The sequence below is a fragment of the Neisseria weixii genome, from assembly GCF_042658245.1.
Lineage (GTDB): Bacteria > Pseudomonadota > Gammaproteobacteria > Burkholderiales > Neisseriaceae > Neisseria > Neisseria weixii.
Window position 1 is genome coordinate 42,498 of the sequence record NZ_JBHSPY010000012.1, and the last position, 23,393, is coordinate 65,890.

The following is a 23,393-nucleotide window of genomic DNA, read 5'->3' on the forward strand; positions in this document are numbered from 1 at the left end:
CCTATCTTTGGCACATTTCTTCGTTGCGCGCTGCTCGAAAGCTTGCCTATCTTCATGGTAGGTCTTCGCTTTCTGCGCTGCGACAACGTTGAACTGTACTCAAACCTAGGGTTTTACAAAGGTCTCAGCCTGTTGAGTTTCAGCGATCTTTCTCAAAACCGATATACGATTCGCCGCGCTGTTTACGTCCGCGCCATTCTTGGCGTAATGAGCCGTTGTTACTGCTGTTGCATTTATCCGAAGCGGTGGGTGCGTCTTGTTCCCATTGCCACGTCATTTGGCTGCCGTTGCTGCCAATCGGGTAAGAGCCGCGCAAACCGATAAAGCTGCCTTGATCGGCGATTTGGGTATGGGAAACAGGCTTGCCGTTGATTTTGGTGCGCGAGCTTTCTACGCCGCTTTTGAGTTCGCCGTAGATTTTCACTTCGGCATACGCCAGAGTGGGCAGGAGCAGGGCGGTTAGGATAAAGGCGGTGGATTTCATGATTTGCCTTTCGGGTGAAAAAAAAATAAGATGGGGTAAGTATAACCGACTTGGCTGTAAAAGAATGACGGTTCAGTAAAGACCGTCTGAAAGGAAATGATATGGCTCACACAATCCGCGCTGCCGCCGTGCAGATGGTTTCCACTACTGACCCCGATACCAATATCCAAACCATGCGCCGTTTGGTCAAAGAAGCCGCCGAAAAAGGGGCTGATTGGGTGTTGCTGCCGGAATACTGGCCGGTTATGGGGCAGCAGGATACCGATAAAATTGCTTTTGCCGAAACATTGGGCGAAGGCAAACTTCAGACGGCCTTAAGTGAGGCCGCACGTGAAAACCGGGTGGTTTTGTTCGGTGGCACCATTCCTTTAACCAGCGATGAAGACGGTAAAGTGATGAACACCATGCTGGCTTACGGCCGCGACGGCCGGTCTTTGACGCATTACCACAAAATGCACTTGTTCGGCTTTTCCGGCTTGGGCGAACGCTATGCCGAAGCCGGCACCATCACTGCGGGCAAGGAAGTGCCTGATTGGCAGGTGGACGGCATGGGTGTGGCAGCGGGCGTCTGCTACGATTTGCGTTTCCCCGAATTTTTCCGCATGCAGGCGCCGTTTGACGTATTGCTGCTGCCCGCGGCTTTTACCTACACCACCGGCGCGGCACATTGGGAATTACTGTTACGCACGCGGGCAGTAGAAAACCAATGTTACGTTGTTGCTTCGGCTCAAGGCGGTAAACATGAAAGCGGACGGCGCACCTTTGGTCACAGTATGATTATCGACCCGTGGGGCGAAGTGCTGGCTGTGTTGCCGGAAGGTGAAGGTGTAGTGGCGGCGGATTTGGATGCGGGCCGTCTGAACAGCGTGCGTACGCGCTTACCGGCTTTGCAGCACCGTTTGCTTTAAATAAAAAAGGCCGTCTGAAACCGATTCAGACGGCTTGTTTTCCAACTTGAATCCAATGAATAAAAAAAACATCCGCATTTTAGGCATTGACCCCGGCAGCCGCATAACCGGCTTTGGCGTGATTGACGTATATGGCCGTGAACACAGCTACGTTGCTTCCGGCTGCATCAAAACCATTCCCGGTGACGAACTGGCCGGACGCATCGGCGTGATTTGCGAACACATCAATGAAATCATTGATGTGTACCAACCGAATCAAACCGCCATCGAACAAGTGTTTGTAAACGTCAATCCGGCAGCCACGCTGATGCTCGGTCAGGCGCGCGGTGCGGTGATTGCGGCCATGGTGCTGCGTGGTTTGCCGGTGTATGAATACACGGCGTTGCAGGTAAAACAGGCGGTGGTCGGGCAGGGCAAAGCAGCGAAAGAGCAGGTACAGCATATGGTGGTGCAGATGCTGGGGTTGTCGGGTACGCCGCAAGCCGATGCGGCCGACGGTTTGGCCGTGGCGCTCACCCATGCGCTGCGCAATCATGGTTTGTCCAATCAAATCAACCGCAACGGTTTGCAGATTAAGGGCGGGCGGTTTCATGGTTGAGGCCGTCTGAAAAGATTGGATGTTTTCTGAAACCATATGAAACCATATAAGTGAGACTTTAATGTTAAACCATAGTTATGACAGGCGAAGCTTAAAAGCAGGCAAAAGAAAGGCGGCGCAGTTGCAGGTTCGGTCTCCGGGCGGATTTCCCTCACAGCGCAGAATTTTGGCAGCAGGCTTGAAGTCGCTGTCTTTGGGTAGCTCAAACAACGAACCTTTTATCCTGCCAAAATCCTGCTTCTTATTAAATTAAAGCAAGAAAAATTGGCATGTACGGCAGCACCAGACGGCCTGAAAGTGTCTCAAATCGCAAATTGCGGATTTTACAAACCTGCTGAAATTAAAGTAATACTTATTGATATCAATAAGTTAATTAGAAGCTGAAATCAGTTTGAAACTTTTATTATTTTTATTATTTTTTTCCTAACAAATCAGGAACAAGATCTGTTTTTTAGTTTCGAGTTCCTGATTAAATTTGTTTATTATTTTTATTGAAGGGGAGCATCATGTACGTTTTAGCAATGAAGACTTAACACGTGTCCAAGGCACTTTCGGTGTGATCGGTCAAGTGCGGGTTATTTAGTCGAACAGCAAATCAGCGGCGATAAATTTTCTCCGGCAAGCTTGCCACTTATGCTGCCGGAGGAGCAGTTGCAGGCGGAACCGCAGAGCCGATGGGGCATCTGGAGTTTCAACGGTACTTGCGGGTGGCAGCATCCGCGGTGTGGCAGGCAGACAAGGTTGGTAATGAACCGTGAAAAAATAATCAGAGCAAGCTTTACTGTTTTGCTGGCAGTAGGCTGGGGCATATTGTAACTGTGCAACCGCCGTATCGAGAATCCCACATCGGGTGACGTGATTTTGATCATGGCAGCCATCGCTGTTTGGACTGTCCCCGTTCCTCAAACATCCCGGCAGAAAATTTTCTGTTCGCTGACTTATGGTGCCATATTCTTCTGCTATGCGGCAGTTTATCTGGCAGGAAAATACGGTATCTGACTTTACCCTGCTGTCAGCGGCAAAGCGCAAGCTGCACATTTCTTAATTGCCCATTGTTTCAGACGGCCTGAAAGGCCGCCTGAACGTATTTTCGACAGGCGTTTGTTTCGGTGGCTGCCTGTCATCATCCCAAGACCGTGTATTCAGCATTCTGAAAAAGAGCGATATCAGACGCAACGGCGATTGATTTCAAACAGTTTGCTGTCAGGATTGTGCAAATACACTGATTTGAGTGCGTCCGACGCGCACATGCCATGGCTACTATAGTGAATTGAAATAAGAAAGGTACAAGGCGGCAAGGCGGAGACAGTACAGATAGTACGGCAAAGCTGCAGCCAACGAATATTTCAATTCACTATTATAGATATAACAGCCATTTATGTCGTGAAACCGCACCGCAAAGTCGGGCAGGTTAATTTGGAAAAATGTTTTTCCGAATGGAGCGGTGAAAAGCGTGAAGCTGTGTTGAAACGCCATTTTCAGCACATGGCCAAGCTGATGTTTGAGTACGGTCTTTATTGGTATGCGCCGGCAGAGAGGTTGCGCGGTTTTGTACGCTATGAAAACAAGCATTATCTGGATGATGTGCTGGCATCGGGAGAAAAAGTGATTTTGCTTTATCCGCACTTTACGGCGTTTGAAATGGCGGTGTACACGCTCAATCACAATGTACACCGCTATTTACATCAGTAAAAACAAAGCGATGAAAGGTAGATTCTAAAAGGCCGTCATGGGATTTTTAGAAACGATAATTTACGCTGAGAACGAATTCACGCCCACGTTCGTAAAACGGTACCCGTTGTTCTCCATCGGGGAAGTGCTGGCTGTGACTGCGGAATTTTTTGTCGGTTACGTTATTGACGGCAAAATTCACGTTCATGGTATCTTTTTTCAGCGGCTGCCAGTTGGCGTAAATGTCGTGTACGCCATAACCTGATTTGGTGGCGCGTAATGTACCTTTTCGGCGGGCGGTATCTGTGTACTTCGTGCTTTGGGCGTAGCGGCCAAGCCAACCGATTTCCAGCTTGGGATTTTCAAACCGGTAAGACAAGCCGGTCAGCCATTGGCGGCCGGTGTTCCAAAAATAAAATGAGCTCTCATGGTGTTCATCTGCCAATGGGGTTTCACCATACCAAATGTCGTTGCCCTGTATTTTGGGTTTGGTGTGTGATACGCCTACGCGTGCGGTTAAACCGCCGTTGCGGTAAGACGCGTCCAATTCATAGCCGTTCATGTTCAGGCTGCCGTTGTTGAATACTGCACCGCGTTTGCTGACGGATGTTTTGCTGATGTTTGCCCATTTGTAAATAATTAAATCGTCGATTTTTTGACGGAATACGCTGCCTGAAACATCAAAGTTTCCTGTTTTCCATTTGAAGCCTGCTTCCGCACGGCGTGCCGTTTCCGCTTTTAAATCGGGATTAATATCCATTACTGCGCCTGCCCGTTCGTTTGCCAGCAAAGCCTCGTTCAAGCGCGGTGAACGGCTGGCTTGATTGAGTGTTGCCAATAGGGTGAGATTGGGATTGGCTTCCCAAATCACACCCAAGCTGGGATTGATTTGCCCCGCTTTGGCTTTGCGTGCGGCAGGGTTGTCGCTGGCTGAAGTCCAGTTAAAATGGTCGTAACGCAAACCGGTGGTTAAGGTAATGGGGGACAAATCCCAAATACCTTCCGCGTACACGCCGATATCGGTTTTGCGTTCGGAGTGGGGGGTAACGTTCAAAATTTTCAGCCACGTGGCTTTATCAGACGGCACGGAGGTCTCGCGACGGTAGTTGATGCCGTATTTGAGTGTGTGCTTATCAAAAATGCTGCTGGTAAAATCCGCATTGCCACCTATGGCTTTTGCGGTAGTTTTTTCGCCTGTGTGCGAGACATTTTTACCGCTTTCCCAATCTTTGGGCGGTTTGATGTCTTCGGTGCGGATTTGGAAGGCGTTTATATCCAGTTTATTGATAAAGCCGATATTGTGCCCTGTGTACTGTGCATTCAATGTTTGCTCTTTTTGCTCCGCTCCCGGGAAGCCGCGGTACTCATCGGTACGGAATTCCGCTTTATTGCTGCGCGAACCTTTTTGATATTCTTGGCGGTAACTTAAAGAAGCGGTATGGTCTGGATTAAAATCGTAGCCGATTTTTGCCAACAGACCGCGTTGGTTAAGTTTGCTGCCTTTTTGGAGTTCGCCGCCGCTTTTGTATTCGCCGTTATTTAGAAAATTGCCTGCAATCAGACCGCTGAAACCGTTTTGGTAGGTGTAGGCCGCCAAACTGCTGTGGTGTCCTTTGTTGCTGCTGTAACCTGCACCTACACGGAAACCAAAAGGTTTGTCATCCACCAACAAATCTTTCGCATCAACCGTTGTCGCCCGAATTACCCCTGCGACTGCCCCTATCCCGGCACTTGCCGAACCGGTGCCTTTTTCTACATTGATGCTTTTCAACAAAGCAGGATCGAGCTGAAAACGGCTCTGGTGGTGGAAAACTTTGGTGGATTGGCTGGTGTTGTCCACGTCCAACACGATTTTGTCCTCCCCTATCCCACGAATACTGTAGTACTGTGCTACGCCATTGCCGCCACCTACAGACATACCTATTTGATTTTTCATAACTTGTTTCAAATCGGTTGTATTAGTTTGGTCAAGCCGTTTGCGTGTTACTTTAGTGGGAACAGCAGTACCCATCACAACAATGGGCTCTAATGCTACCTGTTCGTTTTCGGTTTCTGTTTGAGCCCAAGTATTTGCCGGCAGCAACGCACATATAGTGGCGGAACAGATTAATTTGCGTTTCAGTAGCAATGGTTTCATGGGTATATCCTTAAATAAATGATAATCATTTTTAAATAGTATAGAAGAGCAGCAAATTCGTCAAGTTGTGTCTATAAAAATGACTGTGAATTTAGCAGTTTGCTCCATTAAAATACGTTTCTACTGTAGATCGGCCTATGCTTCCAAAACGGAACCCTGTATGGGGATATGTTACTCACGTATCTCATGGATAAAGGCTGTCTGAAGTAAAAATAGCATACGGTATTGAAATTTTCAGACGGCCTTTGCTGTTATAATGATGCCACTTCATACACAGGCCGTCTGAAACATGAAATTTGCTTTTTTTATTTTGTATCTGGTGCAGCTTCTGCCGTTTAAGCTGATACACAAAATCGCCGACGCAGTGGGTTGGCTGGCGTATTATGTCGTGAAACCGCGCCGCAAAGTCGGGCAGGTTAATTTGGAAAAATGTTTTTCCGAATGGAGCGGTGAAAAGCGTGAAGCTGTGTTGAAACGCCATTTTCAGCACATGGCCAAGCTGATGTTTGAGTACGGTCTTTATTGGTATGCGCCGGCGGAGAGGTTGCGCGGTTTTGTACGCTATGAAAACAAGCATTATCTGGATGATGTGCTGGCATCGGGCGAAAAAGTAATTTTGCTTTATCCGCACTTTACCGCCTTTGAAATGGCGGTGTACACACTCAACCAAGATGTGCCGCTGACCAGCATGTATTCGCATCAGAAAAACAAAGCGGTGGACGAGCAGATTTTAAAAGGCCGCCACCGCTACGATAATGTGTTTCTGATTGGCCGCACGGAAGGCCTGCGCGCAATTATCAAATATTTGCGCAAAAGCGATGCGCCTTTTCTCTATTTGCCCGATCAGGATTTCGGTCGCAATGATTCGATTTTTGTCGATTTTTTCGGCGTTCCGACGGCCACGATTACCGGTTTGAGCCGCATTGCAGGTATGGCCAAAGCCAAAGTGATTCCGGCGGTTCCGTTTCGTGAGGCGGATAATACCGTGACTTTGCGTTTTTACGAACCGTGGGAGGATTTTCCCAGTAGGGATGTAGTTGCCGATACCCAACGTATGAACGACTTCATCGAGGAGCGCGTGCGTGAAATTCCTGAGCAATATTTCTGGCTGCACAAGCGTTTTAAAACCCGTCCGGAAGGTGAAGCAGGCTTTTATTGATTACATACAGTTGCAAAAAATAGAAGGTTCGGTGACTGCCGAACCTTTTTTATTTCTGTTTGATCGAGCAGAAAGTGAATGTTTATTTGATGTAGGTATGTAATTAAAGGGAGGGTAATCCCCTTTATTTAAAGCGATAAACAGGCCGTCTGAAAGTTTCGGATTTATTTTTGTCAAATAACTGAAACATTTAAGTTTCATATTTATTGAACATTTAATCAATATATTAAATTAAATATATTTTAAAAAAAACAACATATTATAAAAAAATAAATCGAATTTAACGTTTCATTATATGATAGGTAAGATTTTATAAAAATCGGCATTTTATATTTTTAAAATAAATTATAGAAATTATTTTAATATTTTTAAATATTCAGAGAAATATTATATTTTTAGAAGGAAAAGCGAATTTTTCAAAAAAAGACTTGGCAAGTGCGTTAAAAACGCGTAAATTTCACTACATAAAGTTACAAGATATTCAGCCAAGCAAGTTTTGAATATCGTCAAGTTCCCTTAACGGGCGTTTTAGCGGCAAGATTCTGCCGATGAAACGACTGTTTATTAATGCAGAGTTGAGCTGCATTAATAAAGCCGCAGGCGAGAGCCTGTATTGTTTGTGAAGCGTAAATCTCTGATTTGAGGTATTGAGGCAATCCTGTGGGGGGTTGCCTCTTTTTTTATCCACGGCTTCGTGTCACAATGCCCATATCCTGACCCAAGGAGCATGCCATGACCCCGATACTCGCTTTTGATATTGAAACCGTTCCCGATGTCAACGGCATCCGTTTGCTTTACGATTTACCGCAAAGCGTGCCGGATGACGAAGTAGTGTTGTTTGCCCGACAAAAACGGCGCGCACAAAACGGCAGCGATTTCATGCAGCACCATCTGCATCAAGTGGTGGCGGTTTCGTGCTGTATGCGTTGGGGCAGCGAGAAAATCCATGTCGGTACCATCGGCGAAATCGAAGACAGCGAAGAGACGGTGATTGCGAAATTTTTCGAGCTGATTGAAAACCATACGCCCCAGCTGGTGAGTTGGAACGGCGGTGGTTTCGATTTGCCGGTATTGCATTACCGCGCCCTGATACACGGTATTGCCGCCGCGCGTTATTGGGACATGGGCGAGGGCGATTTCGGCGACAGCCGCGATTTCAAATGGAATAATTATATCAGCCGCTATCACAACCGCCATTGCGATTTGATGGATTTGCTCGCGCTGTATCAACCTCGTGCCAGTGTACCGCTGGACGATATGGCCAAGCTGTGCGGTTTTCCGGGTAAATTGGGTATGGACGGCAGCCAAGTTTGGGAAGCATATTATCAAGGCCGTCTGAAAGACATCCGTGATTATTGCGAAACCGATGCCGCCAATACTTATTTGATGTATCTGCGTTTCCGCTTGATGAGCGGTGCTTTGGACAGCGATGAATACGAAGTCGAAGTCAAGCGCATGAAAAATTATCTCAAGGAGCAAGCCGAGGATAAACTGCATTGGCAGGAATTTGTCGGCCAATGGCGATGAATGTTTGAATCAGGCCGTCTGAAACGGAATCGGTTTCAGACGGCCTGAGACCTGTGCGAAATCCCTATCTTTGGCACATTTCTTCGTTATGCGCTGCTCGAAAGCTTGCCTATCTTCATGATATGCCCTCGCTTTCTGTGTTGCTGCAACTTCAAATTGCACTCAAATCTAAGGTGCAAAGGTGTCGCCCTTTTACTCCCAACGCTTAATCAGGTAAACTCGTTCTTTTATCCATGCTGTCGCCTGTTATGTCTGCCATCACCCCACTCAAACAAATCACCCTTATCGGCGTCGGGCTGATCGGCGGCTCGTTTGTGCTGGATTTGAAACGCTTGGGGCTGGTGGAAACTGTGGTCGGCATAGATCTAAACCGAGAAAATCTTGACCGCGCATTAGAACGACGCGTGATTGACGCCGCGTTTACCGAAATCAATGCCGAGAGCATCGGTGGGGCGGATTTGGTGTTGATTGCCACGCCGGTATCGACCTTGCCGATGATTTGCCAGGCCATTAAGCCGTTTTTGTGGGCGGATGCGCTGGTGTCGGATGTGGGCAGCACCAAGCAAATCACTGTCGAAGCTTTCCGCACTTATCTGCCCGAACATTTGCCGCGCTGTATCGCCGCGCACCCGATAGCCGGTTCCGACCGTCATGGCGCATTGGCAGCGCAATTCGGTCTTTATCAAGACAAAAAGCTGATTATCACACCGCACGGCGACGAGCATTCAGACGGCCTTGAGCGGCTTGAATCGCTGTGGCAGGCAGTGGGCGCAAAAACGTTTCGTTTGAGCGCTGCCGAGCACGATGCCATTTTCGCCGCCGTGTCGCACATGCCGCATTTGTTGGCCTTTGCTTTTGTGCACGAAATTTTCGACCACCCCGACGGACAAGCTTATCTGAACTTCGCCGCTTCCGGTTTCAGAGATTTCACCCGCATTGCTTCCAGTCATCCGGCGATTTGGACGGACATTTGCTTGGCCAATAAAAACAGCCTGCGAGATTTAATCGGCGGTATCCGTCGGCAATTGGATACTTTGGAGCAGCTGCTGGCAACCGGAAACAAAGCGGCGCTTTATACTTACTTTGAAGAGGCCAAAAGCACACGCGATGAGTGGTTGAAAGGACAGTAGGTTTCAGGCTTTCTGAAAAATCCGAAAAACGAGAAGGCCATCTGAAAGAAGTAAATTCTTTCAGATGGCCTTTAATCTAACCACTCAACCCGGTTTGCCATCGGCGCGCGGGCGAATCAGCCAAGGAATGTATTTCCACGCGTAAAGCAGTAGGGCGGCGGCAAATAGTGCGGCCGACAAGCGGATGCTGTGGGTGTAAGCCGTGCCGTGAACGAAGGTAGCCAAAATGCGCACCAAAGTTGAAATAATCATCAACCAAAACGCGACCGGCACTGATTTCGGCGGCGGGTAAATCGCATTGCCGGTGTGACCGAGTGCCGTACGCGCCATCATGCCCAAGGTCAACACGCCGATGCCGCCCACGCCGATTAAGTGTACACCCAGATTCAGGAAAGACGGCGTAAAGTAGGAAATGCCGACCGCCATTAAGCCCAATCCGGTGAAGAAATAGCCGGCGAACAAAATCCACAGCATCGGCTCTTTCAACACATTTTTATGCCACCAGCGATACACCTGCACCAAGTTGATAACGCCAGCCGTAAAGGCAAATAAGGCAGCCAGCGGCAACAACATTTGGTGCGCCATCAACATGGCAGTCAACATGGGCAGCCACAAAGATGCATGGCCAACCCATTGCGGGCTGGCGATTTGCGGAATATTTAAGCGTTTGGATGTAAAAAACGAGATAATGCGCATGCCGATTAAGCCGATGAAACCGGCCACCATAATCAGACCGGATTGCAGGCCGACCAATAAGGCAGCGGGGTCAAACGGGCTGAGTTGGCGGTGAAAGGCGACATGGGTGCCACCCAGCACGAAGATGGCAAAGACGACGGCATAATTGCGCTTGTTTTGGGTACGGAACACCGGCAACGCCATGCACACCGCACCATACCAAAAGAAAACTGTACCGAAAATACCGCTGGCCGCCGCTCCCCAACCGGGAATAAACGCGGCAATGCGTGCCAAAAGCCAAAACGCGGTTAAGCCGGCCAATACCGCGCCACGGGTCGGCGGCTGGCTGGTCCAAGTGGCAACGGCGGTGAGCAGAAACGCAATTACCACCAAGCCTGCGTAGCCCCAAATCATTTCGTGCGCGTGCCAGTAAAAGCCGGGCAGCTCGGGTGTGCCTTGATAGCCGAAGCCCCACAGTAAAATCGACAAGGCGCCGTAAAGGGCGGCCAGCGAGTAAAACGGGCGGAAAGCCATGGCCCAAACGGGGTGTTTGAACAGTGCGTTCATGGTGGTTCCTTGAATTATTATGGTGGATAGTGGATAGGCCGTCTGAAAAGTTTCAGACGGCCTTATTTGTCCGCTTAGGCCGTTGCATCGTCTAAGTAAGGCTCAACGGCAGGGAAAAGCTCGCGCTCTTCAAAGCGGGCATGGTCGCGCAGGGTGGTGGCCAATTCTTGATTCCATGCCTCGCTGGTGTAATCGGGTTGTGCCATCATTTGGCGCAGTTTGGCGTGGTCGTTTTCAAAACGTGCGCGCAGTTCGGGCGCAATATTCCGCCAATGCGGCGCGAACTGGTTTTCTTCTTCTTGGAAATGTTGCGCCAATTCAACAAAATGCGGTTCGATTTCGGCTTGATGGCTTTCAGATGGTGTGCGCAAAATACGCACACATAAAGAAAGAGAGTGATGGTGTTCGCGCGAGAGTTCAATCAGCGCGGGATGGCGTTTTAATGGTTTCATAATCGGCAGCTCGTGTCGGATTTTACTGGATTAATTTATAAGTTTCATATATTATGAAACTTAACTTCATATAAAGTCAAATACATACCGCCCCAACTGCATGATAAAACAATAGGGTGGCTGATTTTAAATAACAAATACAACCCGATTCAGAACAGAGATTGTTATGTATTTAACCCAACATACAGATTATGGGCTACGCGTTTTAATCTACACCGCGATTAACGATGATGCATTGGTCAACATCAGCACCATTGCCGATACTTATGGTATTTCTAAAAGTCATTTGATGAAAGTGGTTACCGCTCTAGTAAAAGGCGGCTTCCTGACCAGTGTGCGTGGAAAAGGCGGAGGATTAAAGCTGGCTATGACTGCAGACAAGATCAATATCGGTGCTGTGATACGGCATTTGGAACCTATGCAGTTGGTTGAATGTATGGGAAACAACAATGATTGTCTGATTACACCTTCTTGCCGTTTGGCCGGTATCCTTGGCGGCGCGATTAAATCGTTTTTCAACTATCTCGATGGTTTTACACTGGAAGATTTGTTGAACAAGCCAACCTATGATTTGCTGTATTTTCCTAAAATCGACATTTTGCCCGAGCAGGAAGTAGTAGAGACCATGCCGACTACTGTGTCTGATGAAGTTGAGTGTGTGCCGGAATAAAGTGGCGCAGCCGAATATTCGTATTGATGTGGTGAACTAAATTCAAATACCGCCACCTAAACGGATTAAGTTTTAAGTTGGCATGAAAGACGTGACCGCTGTACTCCGGTAAATCCATATCCGTTCCAACGGCTTTATTCCCGATACGTTATCGGAAATAAAGCCGTTTTTGTGGGTTGATATGAAAGTAAGTATTACCTTTATTTTAAATATCTGATTTTTAAAGTAGTTGTTTGAATATTAGTAAGCCTGTCAAAGGGCGGAATTGTGTAGAAATAAGTTGCAAACAGGAATAATTGCTATTACCATGCGCATACTATGAAAAAAGATCGAATTTTAAACCCCACGGTGGTCGCCGTGGTCGCTCTTTTGCACATTGGCTTGATGTCTTTATTATGGAAAGCCCATAAGCTTGACATTGTTGACGTGACGCATATCGAGTTTGTTGAATTAGGAGATTTAGGTGGCGGCGATGGTGCACCGGAAGGTGCCGGTGCGCCTGCTCCGGTGCAGGCTCCGCCGCAGAAGCCTAAACCTCGTCCGGGGCCAAAACCTAAGCCGAAACCGGTAGAAGAGGCGAAGCCCGTGATTAAGCCGGTGATTACCAAAAAAGCAGACGCGGATATGCAGCAAACTAAAGAAAAACCGAAACCGGTCAAAAAAACCAAACCAAAACCCGAGCCTAAGCCGGAACCTAAGCCCGAGCCAAAACCTGAACCCAAGCCTGAACCCAAGCCTGAACCGAAACCGGCACCAGATCCTAAACCCGAAAAACCGGTGGAAAAAGCCGGCGGTAACGCGTTTGAAAAAGCGGGCAGCGAGACCGGTAAAGGTGGTTCGTCTGCCAAAGGCGAAAGAAAAGGCAGTGGCAGCGGTTCAGGCGGTAAAAAAGGTGAAAGCGGCTCCGGTGACGGCAGCGGCACGGGCGTCGGTAGTGGTCCGGGCAGCAGCCGCAGCAATCCGGTGCAGGCCACCGGTTCGATTCCGACCCCGCCATATCCTTCTTTATCACAAGAGAATGGTGAAGAAGGTACTGTTGTGTTGAATGTGTTGGTGGCGCCGGGGGGTAAAGTTATTTCGGTATCGGTTGCCAAGAGCAGCGGTTCGTCACGTTTAGACCGTGCCGCGCGCAATGCAGCAAAATCCGGCCATTTCAACACCAATGTGTGGACCAGCTACCGTGTGCCGGTGCGCTTCAGCTTGGGCGGATAAGCCGTCTGAAAGCAGTCATGCGGCGGCCTAAGGCTAAGCAGGCCACCGCCAAATCTTTCATTTATTTATTTGATTTTGGAAAAACCATGAATTTAGGATTAGTGTTTCAATCGGGCGATTACGTCTTAATCAGTGTATTTTTATTGATGGTCATCATGAGTATTGTCACGTGGAGCGTTTTGATCGTGCGCGTGGTTAAGCTGCGCAAAGCTAAAGCAGGTAATGCTGCTGCTAAAAAAGCGGTAATGGATTCGTTTACTTTGAACGATGCCGTGCAGAAAGTCAGAAATATTGATGCGCCGATCAGCATGCTGACCGCTGATGCCGTGCGTGCTTACGACAATTATCGTCAAAGCACCACCAAAACCTTAGCCAACGCATTGCCGCTGAATGAATTCTTAGCCGGCCAAATCCGCACCAGCATGAATCAGAGCATGCGTCAATTTGACGGTGGCATGACTGCTTTGGCATCGATTGGCGCCACCGCGCCGTTTATCGGTTTGTTCGGTACCGTTTGGGGTATTTACCACGCGTTGATTAACATCAGTGAAAGCGGCCAAATGAGCATCGCTGCGGTAGCAGGCCCGATTGGTGAAGCCTTGGTGGCGACTGCGGCAGGTTTGTTTGTGGCGATTCCGGCGGTGTTGGCTTACAACTTCTTAACCCGCGGTAAAAAAACGGTTTCCCAAGACTTAGACGCTTACGCGCATGATTTGCACGTTCGTCTGTTGAATCAAAAGGATTAAAATATGGCATTCGGTTCAATGAATTCCGGTGATGAAGACGCGCCGATGTCTGACATCAACGTGACCCCTTTGGTCGATGTGATGCTGGTGTTGCTGATTGTGTTTATGATTACCATGCCGGTGCTGACGCATTCGATTCCGTTGACGTTACCGACCGCTTCGGAGCAGGCTGTCCAGAAAGAGAAGCCTGCGCAAAAAGATATTTTACGTTTAACCGTTGCGCCGGATGGCAGCTATTATCTAGGTGCAGAATCAGATAGTAAAGTGACTTTTGACGGTGTAACGGCCCGTTTGAAAGAAGAAAAGTCAAAAAACGAAAATACTATTTTGGCTATCGCTGCGGATAAAAGTGTAGCATATGAGTATGTTGAAAAGGCGCTCGAAGCTGCACAAATTGCCGGTATCAGTAAAATCGGTTTTGTCACAGAAACCAAAGCAGAATAACAGTTGGAGAGCTTCGCAAAAATCTCCGCCCATCTATTTAATAGGCCGTCTGAAAGAATAATTGAACTAAAACTTTGAGTGTTTAGTCTAAACTTTCAGACGGCCTGTTTGTATGATTTGAAAGTCAAAATTTTGCAACATTAGCCGACTAAAATAAGCCTGCCTGATGAAGAAGGAGTACAAACATGACCTTATTGGATGTGAGTTTATGGCTGATGGTTGCGGTTTTGTTGTCCGTGCTGCTTTCCATCGCATTTGGTTTGGTGCACATGGCCGTAATGATGGCTACGCAGCAGGATTTTTGATTTGAAAAAAAACAATGGAAAGGCCGTCTGAAACGTTTCAGACGGCCTTTTATGCTGCCGGATTAAGCTGATTTATGCTCGGCAGCATCCTGCAAACGTGATTCAAAATTGCTTAAGTCAATACCTGCTTTGGCCGCGGCTGCTTTGGCTTCGGCAACGCTCATGCCGTTTTGCACTTGATGGTATGCCCAGAGCAATAAGCTGCGTGTGCCGGTGCGGCAGTAGGCCAATACGGGCTTGTCGGCTTGCTGTACTAAATCTTGGAATACGGCGACATCGGTGGCGGAAATACCAGCCGCGGTAACAGGCTGGTGCTTGAAAGACGTAATGCCTTCTGCCGCCAACCATTGTAGAACCTGCGCGGTAGAAGGTTGATGGTCTTCTTCGCCGTCGGGGCGGTTGCAGATAACGGTTTGAATGCCCAAACGGGCGGCCTCTTCTGCATCTTGTTCCGACAGTTGCGGCGACACGTATAATTGTTCGCTCAATTTCAAAATAGCCATGATTCCATTCCTTTTATCAATTGTTCAGACGGCTTTTATCAGGCCGTCTGAAAGCTTAGCGGTTAAACAACCATTTATCCAGCCAATCTTGATTAGTGACTTTCAACAAAGCCGTATCTGCTTCCGCGGCTTGCACGGTAATGTGCGTTTGTTGCAGCACGCCGCTGCGGAAAAAGTGCAGCGTGGCGTGTTCGCCGACAGCCAATTGCGCCCATTGAGCGGCCAAGTCGGTGCAGGCATAACCGTTGAGCGCGATGATTTTGTCTTGCGGACACAAAGCCGCGTTTTCCGCGCTGCCGCCGTTGAACACATGCGTCAGCGTAGCGCTGTCCCCGCTTTGTTTGAAACGCGCGCCGAAATCACCGGCCGGTTTTACGCAAATTGCTTCGTCTGCCAAACCGCCACCGTGGCTGCGCGGCAAAGGCTGCCAGTCCAATGCCACGCCGACATGTGCCAAGCATTCTTGTAAGGGAAGGTCACCGGTGCTGTATAAGGCCGTCTGAAAAAACGATTGCAAATCCAAGCCGGTGATTTGCCGGCAGCGTACTTGCCATTGTTTTTCGGGAATACCTTGGCCGGTGTTGATCCAATCGCGGTAATGCTGCTGCATGACACTGTCTAACGAATGTTTGCCGCCGCTTTTTTTGCGGATCAGCAAATCCAGACACAATGCCGCCAGTGCGCCTTTTTGATAATAGCTGACGATGGCGTTGCTGCTGTTTTCATCTTGTTTATAAAACTTGTTCCATGCGGTGAAGCTGGATTCGGCCAGGGTCTGTTTCAGACGGCCTTTGGTTTGCTGCACACGGGTAATTGATTGGCCGAGCAGGTTTAAATATGCATTGCTGTCAATCACGGCGCTGCGTACCAGGAACAAATCATCATAATAAGAGGTAATGCCTTCGAACGCCCAAAGCTGCTCGGTGTAGTTTTCTTGGTTGAGATTGTAAGGCACAAATGCTTCGGGCTTAATCGATTTCACGTTCCACGCATGAAAATATTCATGGCTGAACAGGCCGAGCAATTGGGTGTAGGCTTCGTTGGGGTTGCTCATATTGTGCGACGGCAGGCTGTTACGGTCAGCCAGAAGGGCGGTGCTGCTGATGTGTTCGAGGCCGCCGTAGATGTTGCCGCCGACGTGCAGCATAAACAGGTATTCTTGAAATGGCGCCGGTTCAGGGAACATCGCCAATTCGGTTTCGCAGATTTTTTGAATATCGTTCACAAACCGTCGGCGGTCAAACTCGCGGTAAAAGCCGCTCAAGGCAATACGGTGCGGAATGCCGGCAGCGGTGAAGTCTAGAAATTCAATCCTGCCCATTTCGACGGGATGGTCGATTAAATTAGTATAAGAGGCCGTCTGAAAATGCCGTGCGGCGGTTTGGGGCAGGGTCGTGGCGATTTGCCATTGGCCGGGGAAATCTTGCAAAGTAACGCTGTGCGGCAAGTTTTCAAAGCCATGAATTTTCAAAAACAGGCAGGCACCGTCGAAGAAGCCCCGCTCAGTGCTTAAAAATGCGCCGCGAACAGATAAATCAAAAGCATAAACGGTGTAGCAAATTTGCCACTCGCCTTTTGAACCGTTTGCGCTCCACTTATTCTTGGTCAATTGCGTCAATGCAACAGCCTCTCCATCACAAGAAGCACTTAGCTGCGTGATGTGTCGGGAGAAATCACGAATCAGATAGCTGCCCGGCACCCAGTTGGGCAGACTGAATTCAATAGGTAAATCATTGTCTTGATTGAAACTCAATGTAATTTGATATTCATGGCTTAAGGTCTGGAAGGAAATTTTGTAATTAATCATATCTATTGCTTGGTTTGTTAAAATTAATGAATTACTTTGATATGCAGTGTCAGATATTTAATTTACATCAAAAAGCCTTTAAAAAAACGATGCTTGAAAAATCTGAATACCTTTTACCGGAATGAGTTTAATTTGACTAATTGATTATTAAATAAATTTATTTTTAAAAGAGTAAGGTTGACGGAGTAGAATAAATGTAATATTGCTTGGCTCAATCCTGTATATATGTTAAATTTAGAAAAAATTTACACTTTGCCTTAGTGTTTTTTGTGGGAACGTAGGAAACATTCGGGCAGGTAAAACAAAAATTTTCAATTCCCATAATTTATGGAGACTCCCATGGACACACAAACTTATAACTACAAAGTGGTGCGCCAGTTCGCCATCATGACTGTAGTTTGGGGCATTGTGGGTATGTTGGTCGGTGTGATTGTCGCTGCCCAATTATACTTGCCGGCTCTGAATTTATCTGAAATCGGACCTTGGTTCCACTTCGGCCGTCTGCGTCCATTGCACACGAATGCGGTGATTTTCGCATTCGGCGGCTGTGGTCTGTTTGCCACTTCTTATTATGTGGTACAGCGTACCTGCAATACCCGCCTGTTTGGCGGCTGGTTGGCATCATTTACCTTCTGGGGCTGGCAAGCCGTTATTGTAGCGGCAGTCATTACATTGCCGATGGGCTTTACCCAAGGTAAAGAATACGCTGAGTTGGAATGGCCAATCGATATCCTGCTTACTTTGGTATGGGTGGCTTACGCGATTGTATTCTTCGGCACCATCGCCAAACGTAAAGTCAAACACATCTATGTAGCCAACTGGTTCTATGGCGGCTTTATTTTAGCCGTTGCCTTGCTGCATATTGTGAACAACATCAGCATTCCTGTCGGCTTTATGAAATCTTATCCTGTGTATGCCGGCGCCATCGATGCCATGGTTCAATGGTGGTATGGCCATAATGCAGTGGGTTTCTTCCTTACTGCAGGCTTCTTGGGCATGATGTATTACTTCGTTCCGAAACAAGCAGGCCGTCCGGTTTACTCTTACCGTTTGTCTGTCGTTCACTTTTGGGCATTGATTTTCACTTACATGTGGGCAGGTCCTCACCACTTGCATTACACCGCATTGCCTGACTGGACACAATCTTTGGGTATGGTCTTGTCGCTGATTCTGTTCGCGCCGTCTTGGGGCGGTATGATCAACGGTATTATGACCTTGTCTGGCGCGTGGGACAAACTGCGTACCGACCCGATTTTGAAATTCTTGATCGTTTCCCTGTCTTTCTACGGTATGTCGACCTTTGAAGGTCCGATGATGTCGATCAAAACCGTTAACGCCTTGAGCCACTACACCGACTGGACAGTTGCACACGTACACGCCGGTGCATTGGGTTGGGTGGGTTTTGTGACCATCGGTTCGATTTACTACCTGATTCCGCGCCTGTTTGGTAAAACCCAAATGCACAGCGTGAAATTGATCGAAGCACACTTCTGGATTGCAACCATCGGCGTGGTGTTGTACATCGCTGCGATGTGGATTGCCGGTGTAATGCAAGGTTTGATGTGGGGTTCGTTGAATGACGACGGTACTTTGACCTACTCATTTGTTGAGTCTGTAAAACGTACCATGCCTTATTATGCAATCCGTGTAGTAGGTGGTCTGATGTATTTGGCTGGTATGTGTATCATGGCGTACAACGTTTACCGTACTGCAATCAGTGGCAAACCTGTTGAAGCTGAGATTCCTGCGGTTTCTCAACAACACCACTAAATAACAAGAAAGTAGGCTACCAAATGAAATTACAACAATTAGCTGAAGAAAAAGTCGGCTTTCTGATTATTTTCACTGTAATTGTGATCAGTTTCGGCTTATTGATTGAAGTTGTGCCTTTGTTTGGCACGAAAGCAGTCATCGAACCTGCTCCGGGTGTGAAACCTTACAATGCGCTTCAAGTAGCGGGTCGTGATATCTATGTGCGTGAAGGTTGTTACAACTGCCACTCACAAATGATTCGTCCTTTCCGTGCAGAAACCGAGCGTTACGGCCATTACTCGGTTGCCGGTGAGTCTGTTTACGACCGTCCGTTCCAATGGGGTTCGAAACGTACCGGCCCTGATTTGGCACGTGTTGGCGGCCGTTATTCTGACGAATGGCACCGTATCCACTTGCTGAATCCGCGTGATGTGGTTCCTGAGTCTAACATGCCGGCATTCCCATGGTTGGCGCGCAATAAAGTAGACGCTGAAGCAACTGTGGCGCGTATGAAAGCATTGCGCGCCGTAGGTACGCCTTACAGCGACGAAGAATTGCAAAAAGCGCCGGAAATGTTAGCTAACAAATCTGAGCTGGATGCAGTGATTGCCTACTTGCAAGGCTTAGGCTTGGCATTGAAAAACGTAAGGTAACATCATGGATATTAACTGGATTCGCTCACTTTTCACGCTGCTGATTTTTGTCAGCTTCATGCTGGTCATCTATATTGTGTTCAGTCGACGCAATAAGCAGAATTATGATGAAGCAGCCAGAAGTATTTTTGATAATAATGAAGATGCGTCTGATAAAAACGGGCGATAACCGGTTAATCCGTGGTCACGGAGCAAAAGAATGAACACAACATCCCAATTTACCAGTAATTTCTGGAACATATACATTGCCGCCATTGTCCTGCTCAGCTTTATCGGTTTGGCTTGGCTGCTTTTCTCACAAAATGTGGTGAAACAGCCGAAAAAAGGTGAAGAAGTTGAAACCACAGGCCATGAATGGGACGGTATTGAAGAATATAACAATCCGTTGCCACGTTGGTGGTTTTGGTTGTATGTCTTCACTTGGATTTTCGGTGCCGCTTACTTGGTGCTGTATCCGGGTGTGGGCGACTGGAAAGGTATTTTGAATTGGACCAGTCACAACCAATACGAAAAAGAAGTAGCCAAAGCAAACGAGCAATACCAACCGCTGTATGCTAAGTTTGCCAAAATGCCGATTGAACAAGTGGCGAAAGATCCGCAAGCACAACAAATCGGTAAAAACATGTTTGATACCTACTGTATCCAATGTCATGGTTCGGATGCCAAAGGTTCTAAAGGTTTTCCTAACTTGACAGACCACGACTGGTTGTGGGGTGGCGAGCCTGAGAAAATCTCTGAAACCATCGAAAAAGGCCGTACCGGCGTGATGGCTGCATGGGGTCCGCAGTTGGGTGAGGAGCGCGTGAAAGACGTTGCACACTATGTAATGTCTTTGTCTAAAGGTAAAGACCAATATGATGAAGAACGTGCTGCCCGCGGTCAGGCTTTGTTTAGCGGCCCACCGGCCAACTGTTTCACCTGTCACGGTGACAAAGGTCAGGGTATTCAAAGTTTAGGCCCTAACCTGACCGATGACGTTTGGTTGTGGGGTGGTACGCAAAAAGCGATTATCGAAACCATTACCAGCGGTCGTCACAATCAAATGCCGGCATGGGGTAATTTCTTGGATAAAGATAAATTGCACATCATGACCGCTTATGTTTGGGGTTTGTCTAACAAAGACGGTAAAGCACCGGCGAAAAAAGCAGAACCAGCTGCCGCTCCGGCACCGGCTGCTGCCAGCGAAGCTTCCGCTCCTGCAACTGAAGCAGCTTCTGCTGCCAGTACACCTGCTGCGACTGACAATGCTGCACCGGCCGCTGACGTTGCTGAAGTGACTTACAATGCAAACGATGGCGCAGTATTCTTCTTTGCAACCGGTAAAAGCGATGTAGCTGCTAATGCGGAAACGGTAGCGGCTGATTTGGTTAAAGCTGCTAAAGAAGGCAAGCGTTTGGTTGTAAGCGGTTATACCGACAGCACCGGTAACGCTGCAGCGAATGCCGAATTATCTAAAAAACGTGCCCAAGCAGTTCAGGCATTTTTTGAAGCACAAGGCGTAAAAGCAGAAAACATCGAATTGCGTAAACCTGAAAACACTACTGCCGCACAAGGCAATGACGCTCAAGGTCGTCGTGTAGAAGTGAAATTGGAAGGTTAAGCTTCTGATGAGAAAGCCACTCGAAAGAGTGGCTTTCTTTTCTTAAATCATCCGTTTTTCAGACGGCCTTATTAAGCGAATCAGGTATAAAGCCTACAAGGTTGTTTGAAAAATCGGTTATAATCAACCCATTTTAGAGGCCGTCTGAAAAGACGGTTTTCTTATGATTTTACGCGGTTCGTAACCCTCCCGCGATACCAAAACTAGGAATCAATATGCACAATCCAAAAGCCTTGGTCATTTTTTCCGGTGGTCAAGATTCTACTACCTGTCTGCTTCAGGCGATTCAAACGTATGGCCGCGCCAATGTCCAAGCCATCACTTTTCACTACGGTCAACGGCATTCCATCGAGTTGGAACGTGCGCATTGGATTGCCCAAGATTTGGGCATTGCGCAAACCGTGTTGGATTTAAGCCTGATGCGGCAGATTACCCATAATGCTTTGATGGAAGAGGGCGCAGACATTCAGACGGCCGCTAACGGCATGCCGAATACGTTTGTCGATGGGCGCAATGCCTTGTTTTTAATGTATGCTGCTATTTATGCCAAAGGTCAAAACATTAAACACATCATTGTTGGCGTTTGCGAAACCGATTTTTCCGGCTATCCCGATTGCCGAGATGTGTTCGTCAAATCCATGAACGTTAGCCTCAATTTGGCGATGGATTATGATTTTCAAATCCACACGCCTTTGATGTATCTCACCAAAGCACAAACATGGGCACTGGCCGATGAGTTGGGTTATTTGGATTATGTCCGTGAGCAAACGCATACCTGCTACAACGGTGTGGTCGGCGGCTGCGGTGAATGTCCGAGCTGTGTATTGCGTGAACGCGGTTTGCAGGAATATCTGGCGGGCAAACAGGCCGTCTGAACACATTCTTCTTCATTCTCTCCATAACAAAAGCCGTCTGAATGCTCAGACGGCCTCAAAGAATACATCATGAAAATCACCAAAATCTTTTCTTTCGATTCATCACATATGCTTGATGGTCACGATGGCAAGTGCCAAAACGTACACGGGCACACCTACAAACTCGAAATCACCGTTTCAGACGGCCTGATTCAAGGCGGTGCCAAAGACGGCATGGTGATGGATTTCACTGATTTAAAAACCATTGTCAAACAAGAAATCATCGCCCCCTTTGATCATGCCTTTATCTATGATGGCCGCAATGAGCGCGAAAGCCAAATCGCCGCTTTATTAGACGGCTGGAACATGAAAACCTTGCGCTTAAATTGCCGTACCACCGCCGAAAACATGAGCATAGAGATGTTTGTGCGATTAAAGCACGCCGGCTTAAAAGTGTGCAGCGTCAAGCTCTGGGAAACGCCAACTTCCTGCGCTGAATATGAGGGAGCATGATGGTATCAATTGAGCCTATTAATCCGCAATACCGTATTGTTGAAATATTTGAAAGCCTGCAAGGCGAGGGATACAACACCGGTATGCCCGCTATTTTTATCCGCTTGGGCAAATGTAACTTGGCTTGTTCGTGGTGTGATACGGATTATCTGTGCTTTGAAATGATGAGTCTGCACGAGATTTTAGGCCGTCTGAAAAACCACCGCGCGCGCAACATCATCATTACCGGCGGTGAACCAACTATTCAGCCGCATTTGGATACCTTGCTCAATGCGCTCAAAGCAGCAGGTTATTATTTGTGCATGGAAACCAATGGTCTCAATCCGGTATCGCCGCAAATCGATTTTGTCGCCACCAGCCCAAAAGCATGTTACGCAGATAAATATGCCAGAAGCTGTATTGAAAAGGCCGATGAAGTGCGGGTGGTTGCCGACGGTGATGTGTTGGCCTTTTGCGAACAAATCGAGCAGAAAATCCAGGCCGAGCATTTTTATTTGTCGCCTTGCGAGCGAAACGGCGAAATGAATATTTACGACACCATCCGCCAAATAGGTTTGCTCAACAGCCGCACCAATGCGCTTGTACATTGGCAATTAAGTGTGCAAACACATAAATGGGCAGAAATGGAATAAGCGCTGAAATTCATAATCAATGCCGTCTGAAGTACATTTCAGACGGCATGATGTGTGTTTAAGGGTAGATGAGTATTGAGATGTAGTTCTTTTATAGTATCTCTTCAGAAATTTTAATTATTTTATGAATATTATTTGATAATCAAATAATATTTATGAATACTTTTAATTCATTGTTGAAAATACATCAACATTTATGTTTAACCATAGCAGACAGGTTTTAAAAATATTTTCGTATCCGATCTAATACTTTTGAAGTATTTATAATAATATATTAATTTTTCAAATAATTCTTTGCATTTTGATGGGTTTATCTAACAGTAATCAGAAAAAACTTGACCGCTTACATAGGATTACGTAAAGTAATCGGCATAATAAGTAAATTGGTGTGACC

The 23,393-nt window shown here is 47.5% G+C and carries 23 protein-coding genes and 1 pseudogene; 17 read left to right on the forward strand and 7 right to left on the reverse strand.

The window, feature by feature from the left end:
- Positions 1–139 precede the first annotated feature (139 nt).
- Positions 140–484, reverse strand: coding sequence for a porin family protein (locus ACFPVS_RS07515; protein WP_096294621.1), 345 nt, complete (start codon positions 482–484; stop codon positions 140–142).
- Positions 485–585: 101 nt separating this feature from the next.
- Between ACFPVS_RS07515 and ACFPVS_RS07520 the strand changes: the two genes are divergently transcribed.
- Together ACFPVS_RS07520 and ruvC are read left to right on the forward strand one after the other, a co-directional pair.
- Positions 586–1,392, forward strand: a complete 807-nt coding sequence (locus tag ACFPVS_RS07520) for a carbon-nitrogen hydrolase family protein (RefSeq protein ID WP_096294622.1) — start codon at positions 586–588, stop codon at positions 1,390–1,392.
- Between the two features lie 55 nt (positions 1,393–1,447).
- Complete coding sequence (gene ruvC, locus ACFPVS_RS07525) at positions 1,448–1,990, forward strand: crossover junction endodeoxyribonuclease RuvC (protein ID WP_123804276.1); 543 nt, start codon at positions 1,448–1,450, stop codon at positions 1,988–1,990.
- A 579-nt stretch (positions 1,991–2,569) separates the two neighbouring features.
- On the opposite strand, the gene ACFPVS_RS07530 is transcribed toward ruvC, so the two are convergent.
- The gene (locus tag ACFPVS_RS07530; RefSeq protein WP_378595542.1) at positions 2,570–3,019 is read right to left on the reverse strand and encodes a hypothetical protein; all 450 of its coding nucleotides are present in this window, start codon (positions 3,017–3,019) and stop codon (positions 2,570–2,572) included.
- 327 nt (positions 3,020–3,346) lie between these two features.
- On the opposite strand from ACFPVS_RS07530, the pseudogene ACFPVS_RS07535 reads away from it, so the two are divergent.
- Positions 3,347–3,679: pseudogene (locus tag ACFPVS_RS07535) on the forward strand (LpxL/LpxP family acyltransferase); the annotation flags it as partial.
- Between the two features lie 49 nt (positions 3,680–3,728).
- Here the strand turns inward: ACFPVS_RS07535 and ACFPVS_RS07540 are convergent.
- Positions 3,729–5,798 (reverse strand): TonB-dependent receptor domain-containing protein, encoded by a 2,070-nt coding sequence (locus tag ACFPVS_RS07540; RefSeq protein ID WP_378595544.1) that lies wholly within the window; start codon positions 5,796–5,798, stop codon positions 3,729–3,731.
- A gap of 289 nt (positions 5,799–6,087) precedes the next feature.
- Here ACFPVS_RS07540 and ACFPVS_RS07545 point away from each other — a divergent pair, with 289 nt between their 5' ends.
- From ACFPVS_RS07545 to ACFPVS_RS07555, 3 genes are all read left to right on the forward strand, one after another.
- Positions 6,088–6,957, forward strand: a complete 870-nt coding sequence (locus ACFPVS_RS07545) for a lipid A biosynthesis lauroyl acyltransferase (RefSeq protein WP_096294625.1) — start codon at positions 6,088–6,090, stop codon at positions 6,955–6,957.
- A gap of 732 nt (positions 6,958–7,689) precedes the next feature.
- Positions 7,690–8,484: a 3'-5' exonuclease gene (locus tag ACFPVS_RS07550; RefSeq protein WP_096294626.1), complete on the forward strand. Its 795-nt coding sequence runs from the start codon at positions 7,690–7,692 to the stop codon at positions 8,482–8,484.
- A 257-nt stretch (positions 8,485–8,741) separates the two neighbouring features.
- Positions 8,742–9,614 (forward strand): prephenate dehydrogenase, encoded by an 873-nt coding sequence (locus tag ACFPVS_RS07555; RefSeq protein WP_378595556.1) that lies wholly within the window; start codon positions 8,742–8,744, stop codon positions 9,612–9,614.
- Between the two features lie 84 nt (positions 9,615–9,698).
- Here the strand turns inward: ACFPVS_RS07555 and ACFPVS_RS07560 are convergent, their stop codons facing one another.
- Both ACFPVS_RS07560 and ACFPVS_RS07565 read right to left on the reverse strand, forming a co-directional pair.
- Positions 9,699–10,856, reverse strand: coding sequence for an NnrS family protein (locus ACFPVS_RS07560; protein WP_096294628.1), 1,158 nt, complete (start codon positions 10,854–10,856; stop codon positions 9,699–9,701).
- A gap of 74 nt (positions 10,857–10,930) precedes the next feature.
- Complete coding sequence (locus tag ACFPVS_RS07565; protein WP_198345322.1) at positions 10,931–11,308, reverse strand: hemerythrin domain-containing protein; 378 nt, start codon at positions 11,306–11,308, stop codon at positions 10,931–10,933.
- A gap of 166 nt (positions 11,309–11,474) precedes the next feature.
- Here ACFPVS_RS07565 and ACFPVS_RS07570 point away from each other — a divergent pair, with 166 nt between their 5' ends.
- The 4 genes from ACFPVS_RS07570 to ACFPVS_RS07585 all read left to right on the forward strand — a co-directional run bounded on the left by ACFPVS_RS07570 (position 11,475) and on the right by ACFPVS_RS07585 (position 14,380).
- The gene (locus ACFPVS_RS07570; RefSeq protein ID WP_096294630.1) at positions 11,475–11,978 is read left to right on the forward strand and encodes an Rrf2 family transcriptional regulator; all 504 of its coding nucleotides are present in this window, start codon (positions 11,475–11,477) and stop codon (positions 11,976–11,978) included.
- 318 nt (positions 11,979–12,296) lie between these two features.
- On the forward strand, positions 12,297–13,190 hold the full coding sequence (locus ACFPVS_RS07575; protein ID WP_096294631.1) for an energy transducer TonB: 894 nt from the start codon (positions 12,297–12,299) through the stop codon (positions 13,188–13,190).
- Positions 13,191–13,276: 86 nt separating this feature from the next.
- Positions 13,277–13,936 (forward strand): MotA/TolQ/ExbB proton channel family protein, encoded by a 660-nt coding sequence (locus ACFPVS_RS07580; RefSeq protein ID WP_123804269.1) that lies wholly within the window; start codon positions 13,277–13,279, stop codon positions 13,934–13,936.
- Between the two features lie 3 nt (positions 13,937–13,939).
- Positions 13,940–14,380, forward strand: a complete 441-nt coding sequence (locus tag ACFPVS_RS07585; RefSeq protein WP_096294632.1) for an ExbD/TolR family protein — start codon at positions 13,940–13,942, stop codon at positions 14,378–14,380.
- A 367-nt stretch (positions 14,381–14,747) separates the two neighbouring features.
- Here ACFPVS_RS07585 and ACFPVS_RS07590 read toward each other — a convergent pair whose 3' ends face one another.
- Together ACFPVS_RS07590 and ACFPVS_RS07595 are read right to left on the reverse strand one after the other, a co-directional pair.
- Positions 14,748–15,188 (reverse strand): TIGR01244 family sulfur transferase, encoded by a 441-nt coding sequence (locus tag ACFPVS_RS07590; RefSeq protein WP_096294633.1) that lies wholly within the window; start codon positions 15,186–15,188, stop codon positions 14,748–14,750.
- 55 nt (positions 15,189–15,243) lie between these two features.
- A complete protein-coding gene (locus ACFPVS_RS07595; protein ID WP_096294634.1) occupies positions 15,244–16,995 on the reverse strand; it encodes a M61 family metallopeptidase in 1,752 nt (583 codons plus the stop codon).
- Positions 16,996–17,334: 339 nt separating this feature from the next.
- On the opposite strand from ACFPVS_RS07595, the gene ccoN reads away from it, so the two are divergent.
- The 7 genes from ccoN (at position 17,335) to ACFPVS_RS07630 (ending at position 22,999) form a co-directional block, all read left to right on the forward strand.
- Positions 17,335–18,765, forward strand: coding sequence for a cytochrome-c oxidase, cbb3-type subunit I (gene ccoN, locus ACFPVS_RS07600; protein ID WP_198345323.1), 1,431 nt, complete (start codon positions 17,335–17,337; stop codon positions 18,763–18,765).
- Between the two features lie 23 nt (positions 18,766–18,788).
- Entirely contained in the window at positions 18,789–19,400 is a 612-nt protein-coding gene (gene ccoO / locus ACFPVS_RS07605) for a cytochrome-c oxidase, cbb3-type subunit II (RefSeq protein WP_096294636.1), read from the forward strand.
- A 4-nt stretch (positions 19,401–19,404) separates the two neighbouring features.
- Entirely contained in the window at positions 19,405–19,569 is a 165-nt protein-coding gene (locus ACFPVS_RS07610) for a cbb3-type cytochrome oxidase subunit 3 (protein ID WP_096294637.1), read from the forward strand.
- A gap of 30 nt (positions 19,570–19,599) precedes the next feature.
- On the forward strand, positions 19,600–21,000 hold the full coding sequence (ccoP, locus tag ACFPVS_RS07615) for a cytochrome-c oxidase, cbb3-type subunit III (protein WP_096294638.1): 1,401 nt from the start codon (positions 19,600–19,602) through the stop codon (positions 20,998–21,000).
- Positions 21,001–21,215: 215 nt separating this feature from the next.
- On the forward strand, positions 21,216–21,875 hold the full coding sequence (queC, locus tag ACFPVS_RS07620; protein WP_373753787.1) for a 7-cyano-7-deazaguanine synthase QueC: 660 nt from the start codon (positions 21,216–21,218) through the stop codon (positions 21,873–21,875).
- Positions 21,876–21,944: 69 nt separating this feature from the next.
- Positions 21,945–22,367, forward strand: a complete 423-nt coding sequence (gene queD, locus ACFPVS_RS07625) for a 6-carboxytetrahydropterin synthase QueD (RefSeq protein WP_096294639.1) — start codon at positions 21,945–21,947, stop codon at positions 22,365–22,367.
- Positions 22,367–22,999 (forward strand): 7-carboxy-7-deazaguanine synthase QueE, encoded by a 633-nt coding sequence (locus ACFPVS_RS07630; RefSeq protein ID WP_378595558.1) that lies wholly within the window; start codon positions 22,367–22,369, stop codon positions 22,997–22,999. Before queD ends, ACFPVS_RS07630 begins: the two co-directional genes overlap by 1 nt.
- Positions 23,000–23,393: the final 394 nt, after the last annotated feature.

Bases quoted from the DNA above. Each gene is read 5' to 3' on its own strand.
- ACFPVS_RS07515 (WP_096294621.1), bottom strand. From the start codon at position 484: ATGAAATCCACCGCCTTTATCCTAACCGCCCTGCTCCTGCCCACTCTG.
- ACFPVS_RS07520 (WP_096294622.1), top strand. From the start codon at position 586: ATGGCTCACACAATCCGCGCTGCCGCCGTGCAGATGGTTTCCACTACT.
- ruvC (WP_123804276.1), top strand. From the start codon at position 1,448: ATGAATAAAAAAAACATCCGCATTTTAGGCATTGACCCCGGCAGCCGC.
- ACFPVS_RS07540 (WP_378595544.1), bottom strand. From the start codon at position 5,798: ATGAAACCATTGCTACTGAAACGCAAATTAATCTGTTCCGCCACTATA.
- ACFPVS_RS07545 (WP_096294625.1), top strand. From the start codon at position 6,088: ATGAAATTTGCTTTTTTTATTTTGTATCTGGTGCAGCTTCTGCCGTTT.
- ACFPVS_RS07550 (WP_096294626.1), top strand. From the start codon at position 7,690: ATGACCCCGATACTCGCTTTTGATATTGAAACCGTTCCCGATGTCAAC.
- ACFPVS_RS07560 (WP_096294628.1), bottom strand. From the start codon at position 10,856: ATGAACGCACTGTTCAAACACCCCGTTTGGGCCATGGCTTTCCGCCCG.
- ACFPVS_RS07565 (WP_198345322.1), bottom strand. From the start codon at position 11,308: ATGAAACCATTAAAACGCCATCCCGCGCTGATTGAACTCTCGCGCGAA.
- ACFPVS_RS07570 (WP_096294630.1), top strand. From the start codon at position 11,475: ATGTATTTAACCCAACATACAGATTATGGGCTACGCGTTTTAATCTAC.
- ACFPVS_RS07575 (WP_096294631.1), top strand. From the start codon at position 12,297: ATGAAAAAAGATCGAATTTTAAACCCCACGGTGGTCGCCGTGGTCGCT.
- ACFPVS_RS07580 (WP_123804269.1), top strand. From the start codon at position 13,277: ATGAATTTAGGATTAGTGTTTCAATCGGGCGATTACGTCTTAATCAGT.
- ACFPVS_RS07585 (WP_096294632.1), top strand. From the start codon at position 13,940: ATGGCATTCGGTTCAATGAATTCCGGTGATGAAGACGCGCCGATGTCT.
- ACFPVS_RS07590 (WP_096294633.1), bottom strand. From the start codon at position 15,188: ATGGCTATTTTGAAATTGAGCGAACAATTATACGTGTCGCCGCAACTG.
- ACFPVS_RS07595 (WP_096294634.1), bottom strand. From the start codon at position 16,995: ATGATTAATTACAAAATTTCCTTCCAGACCTTAAGCCATGAATATCAA.
- ccoN (WP_198345323.1), top strand. From the start codon at position 17,335: ATGGACACACAAACTTATAACTACAAAGTGGTGCGCCAGTTCGCCATC.
- ccoO (WP_096294636.1), top strand. From the start codon at position 18,789: ATGAAATTACAACAATTAGCTGAAGAAAAAGTCGGCTTTCTGATTATT.
- ACFPVS_RS07610 (WP_096294637.1), top strand. From the start codon at position 19,405: ATGGATATTAACTGGATTCGCTCACTTTTCACGCTGCTGATTTTTGTC.
- ccoP (WP_096294638.1), top strand. From the start codon at position 19,600: ATGAACACAACATCCCAATTTACCAGTAATTTCTGGAACATATACATT.
- queC (WP_373753787.1), top strand. From the start codon at position 21,216: ATGCACAATCCAAAAGCCTTGGTCATTTTTTCCGGTGGTCAAGATTCT.
- queD (WP_096294639.1), top strand. From the start codon at position 21,945: ATGAAAATCACCAAAATCTTTTCTTTCGATTCATCACATATGCTTGAT.
- ACFPVS_RS07630 (WP_378595558.1), top strand. From the start codon at position 22,367: ATGGTATCAATTGAGCCTATTAATCCGCAATACCGTATTGTTGAAATA.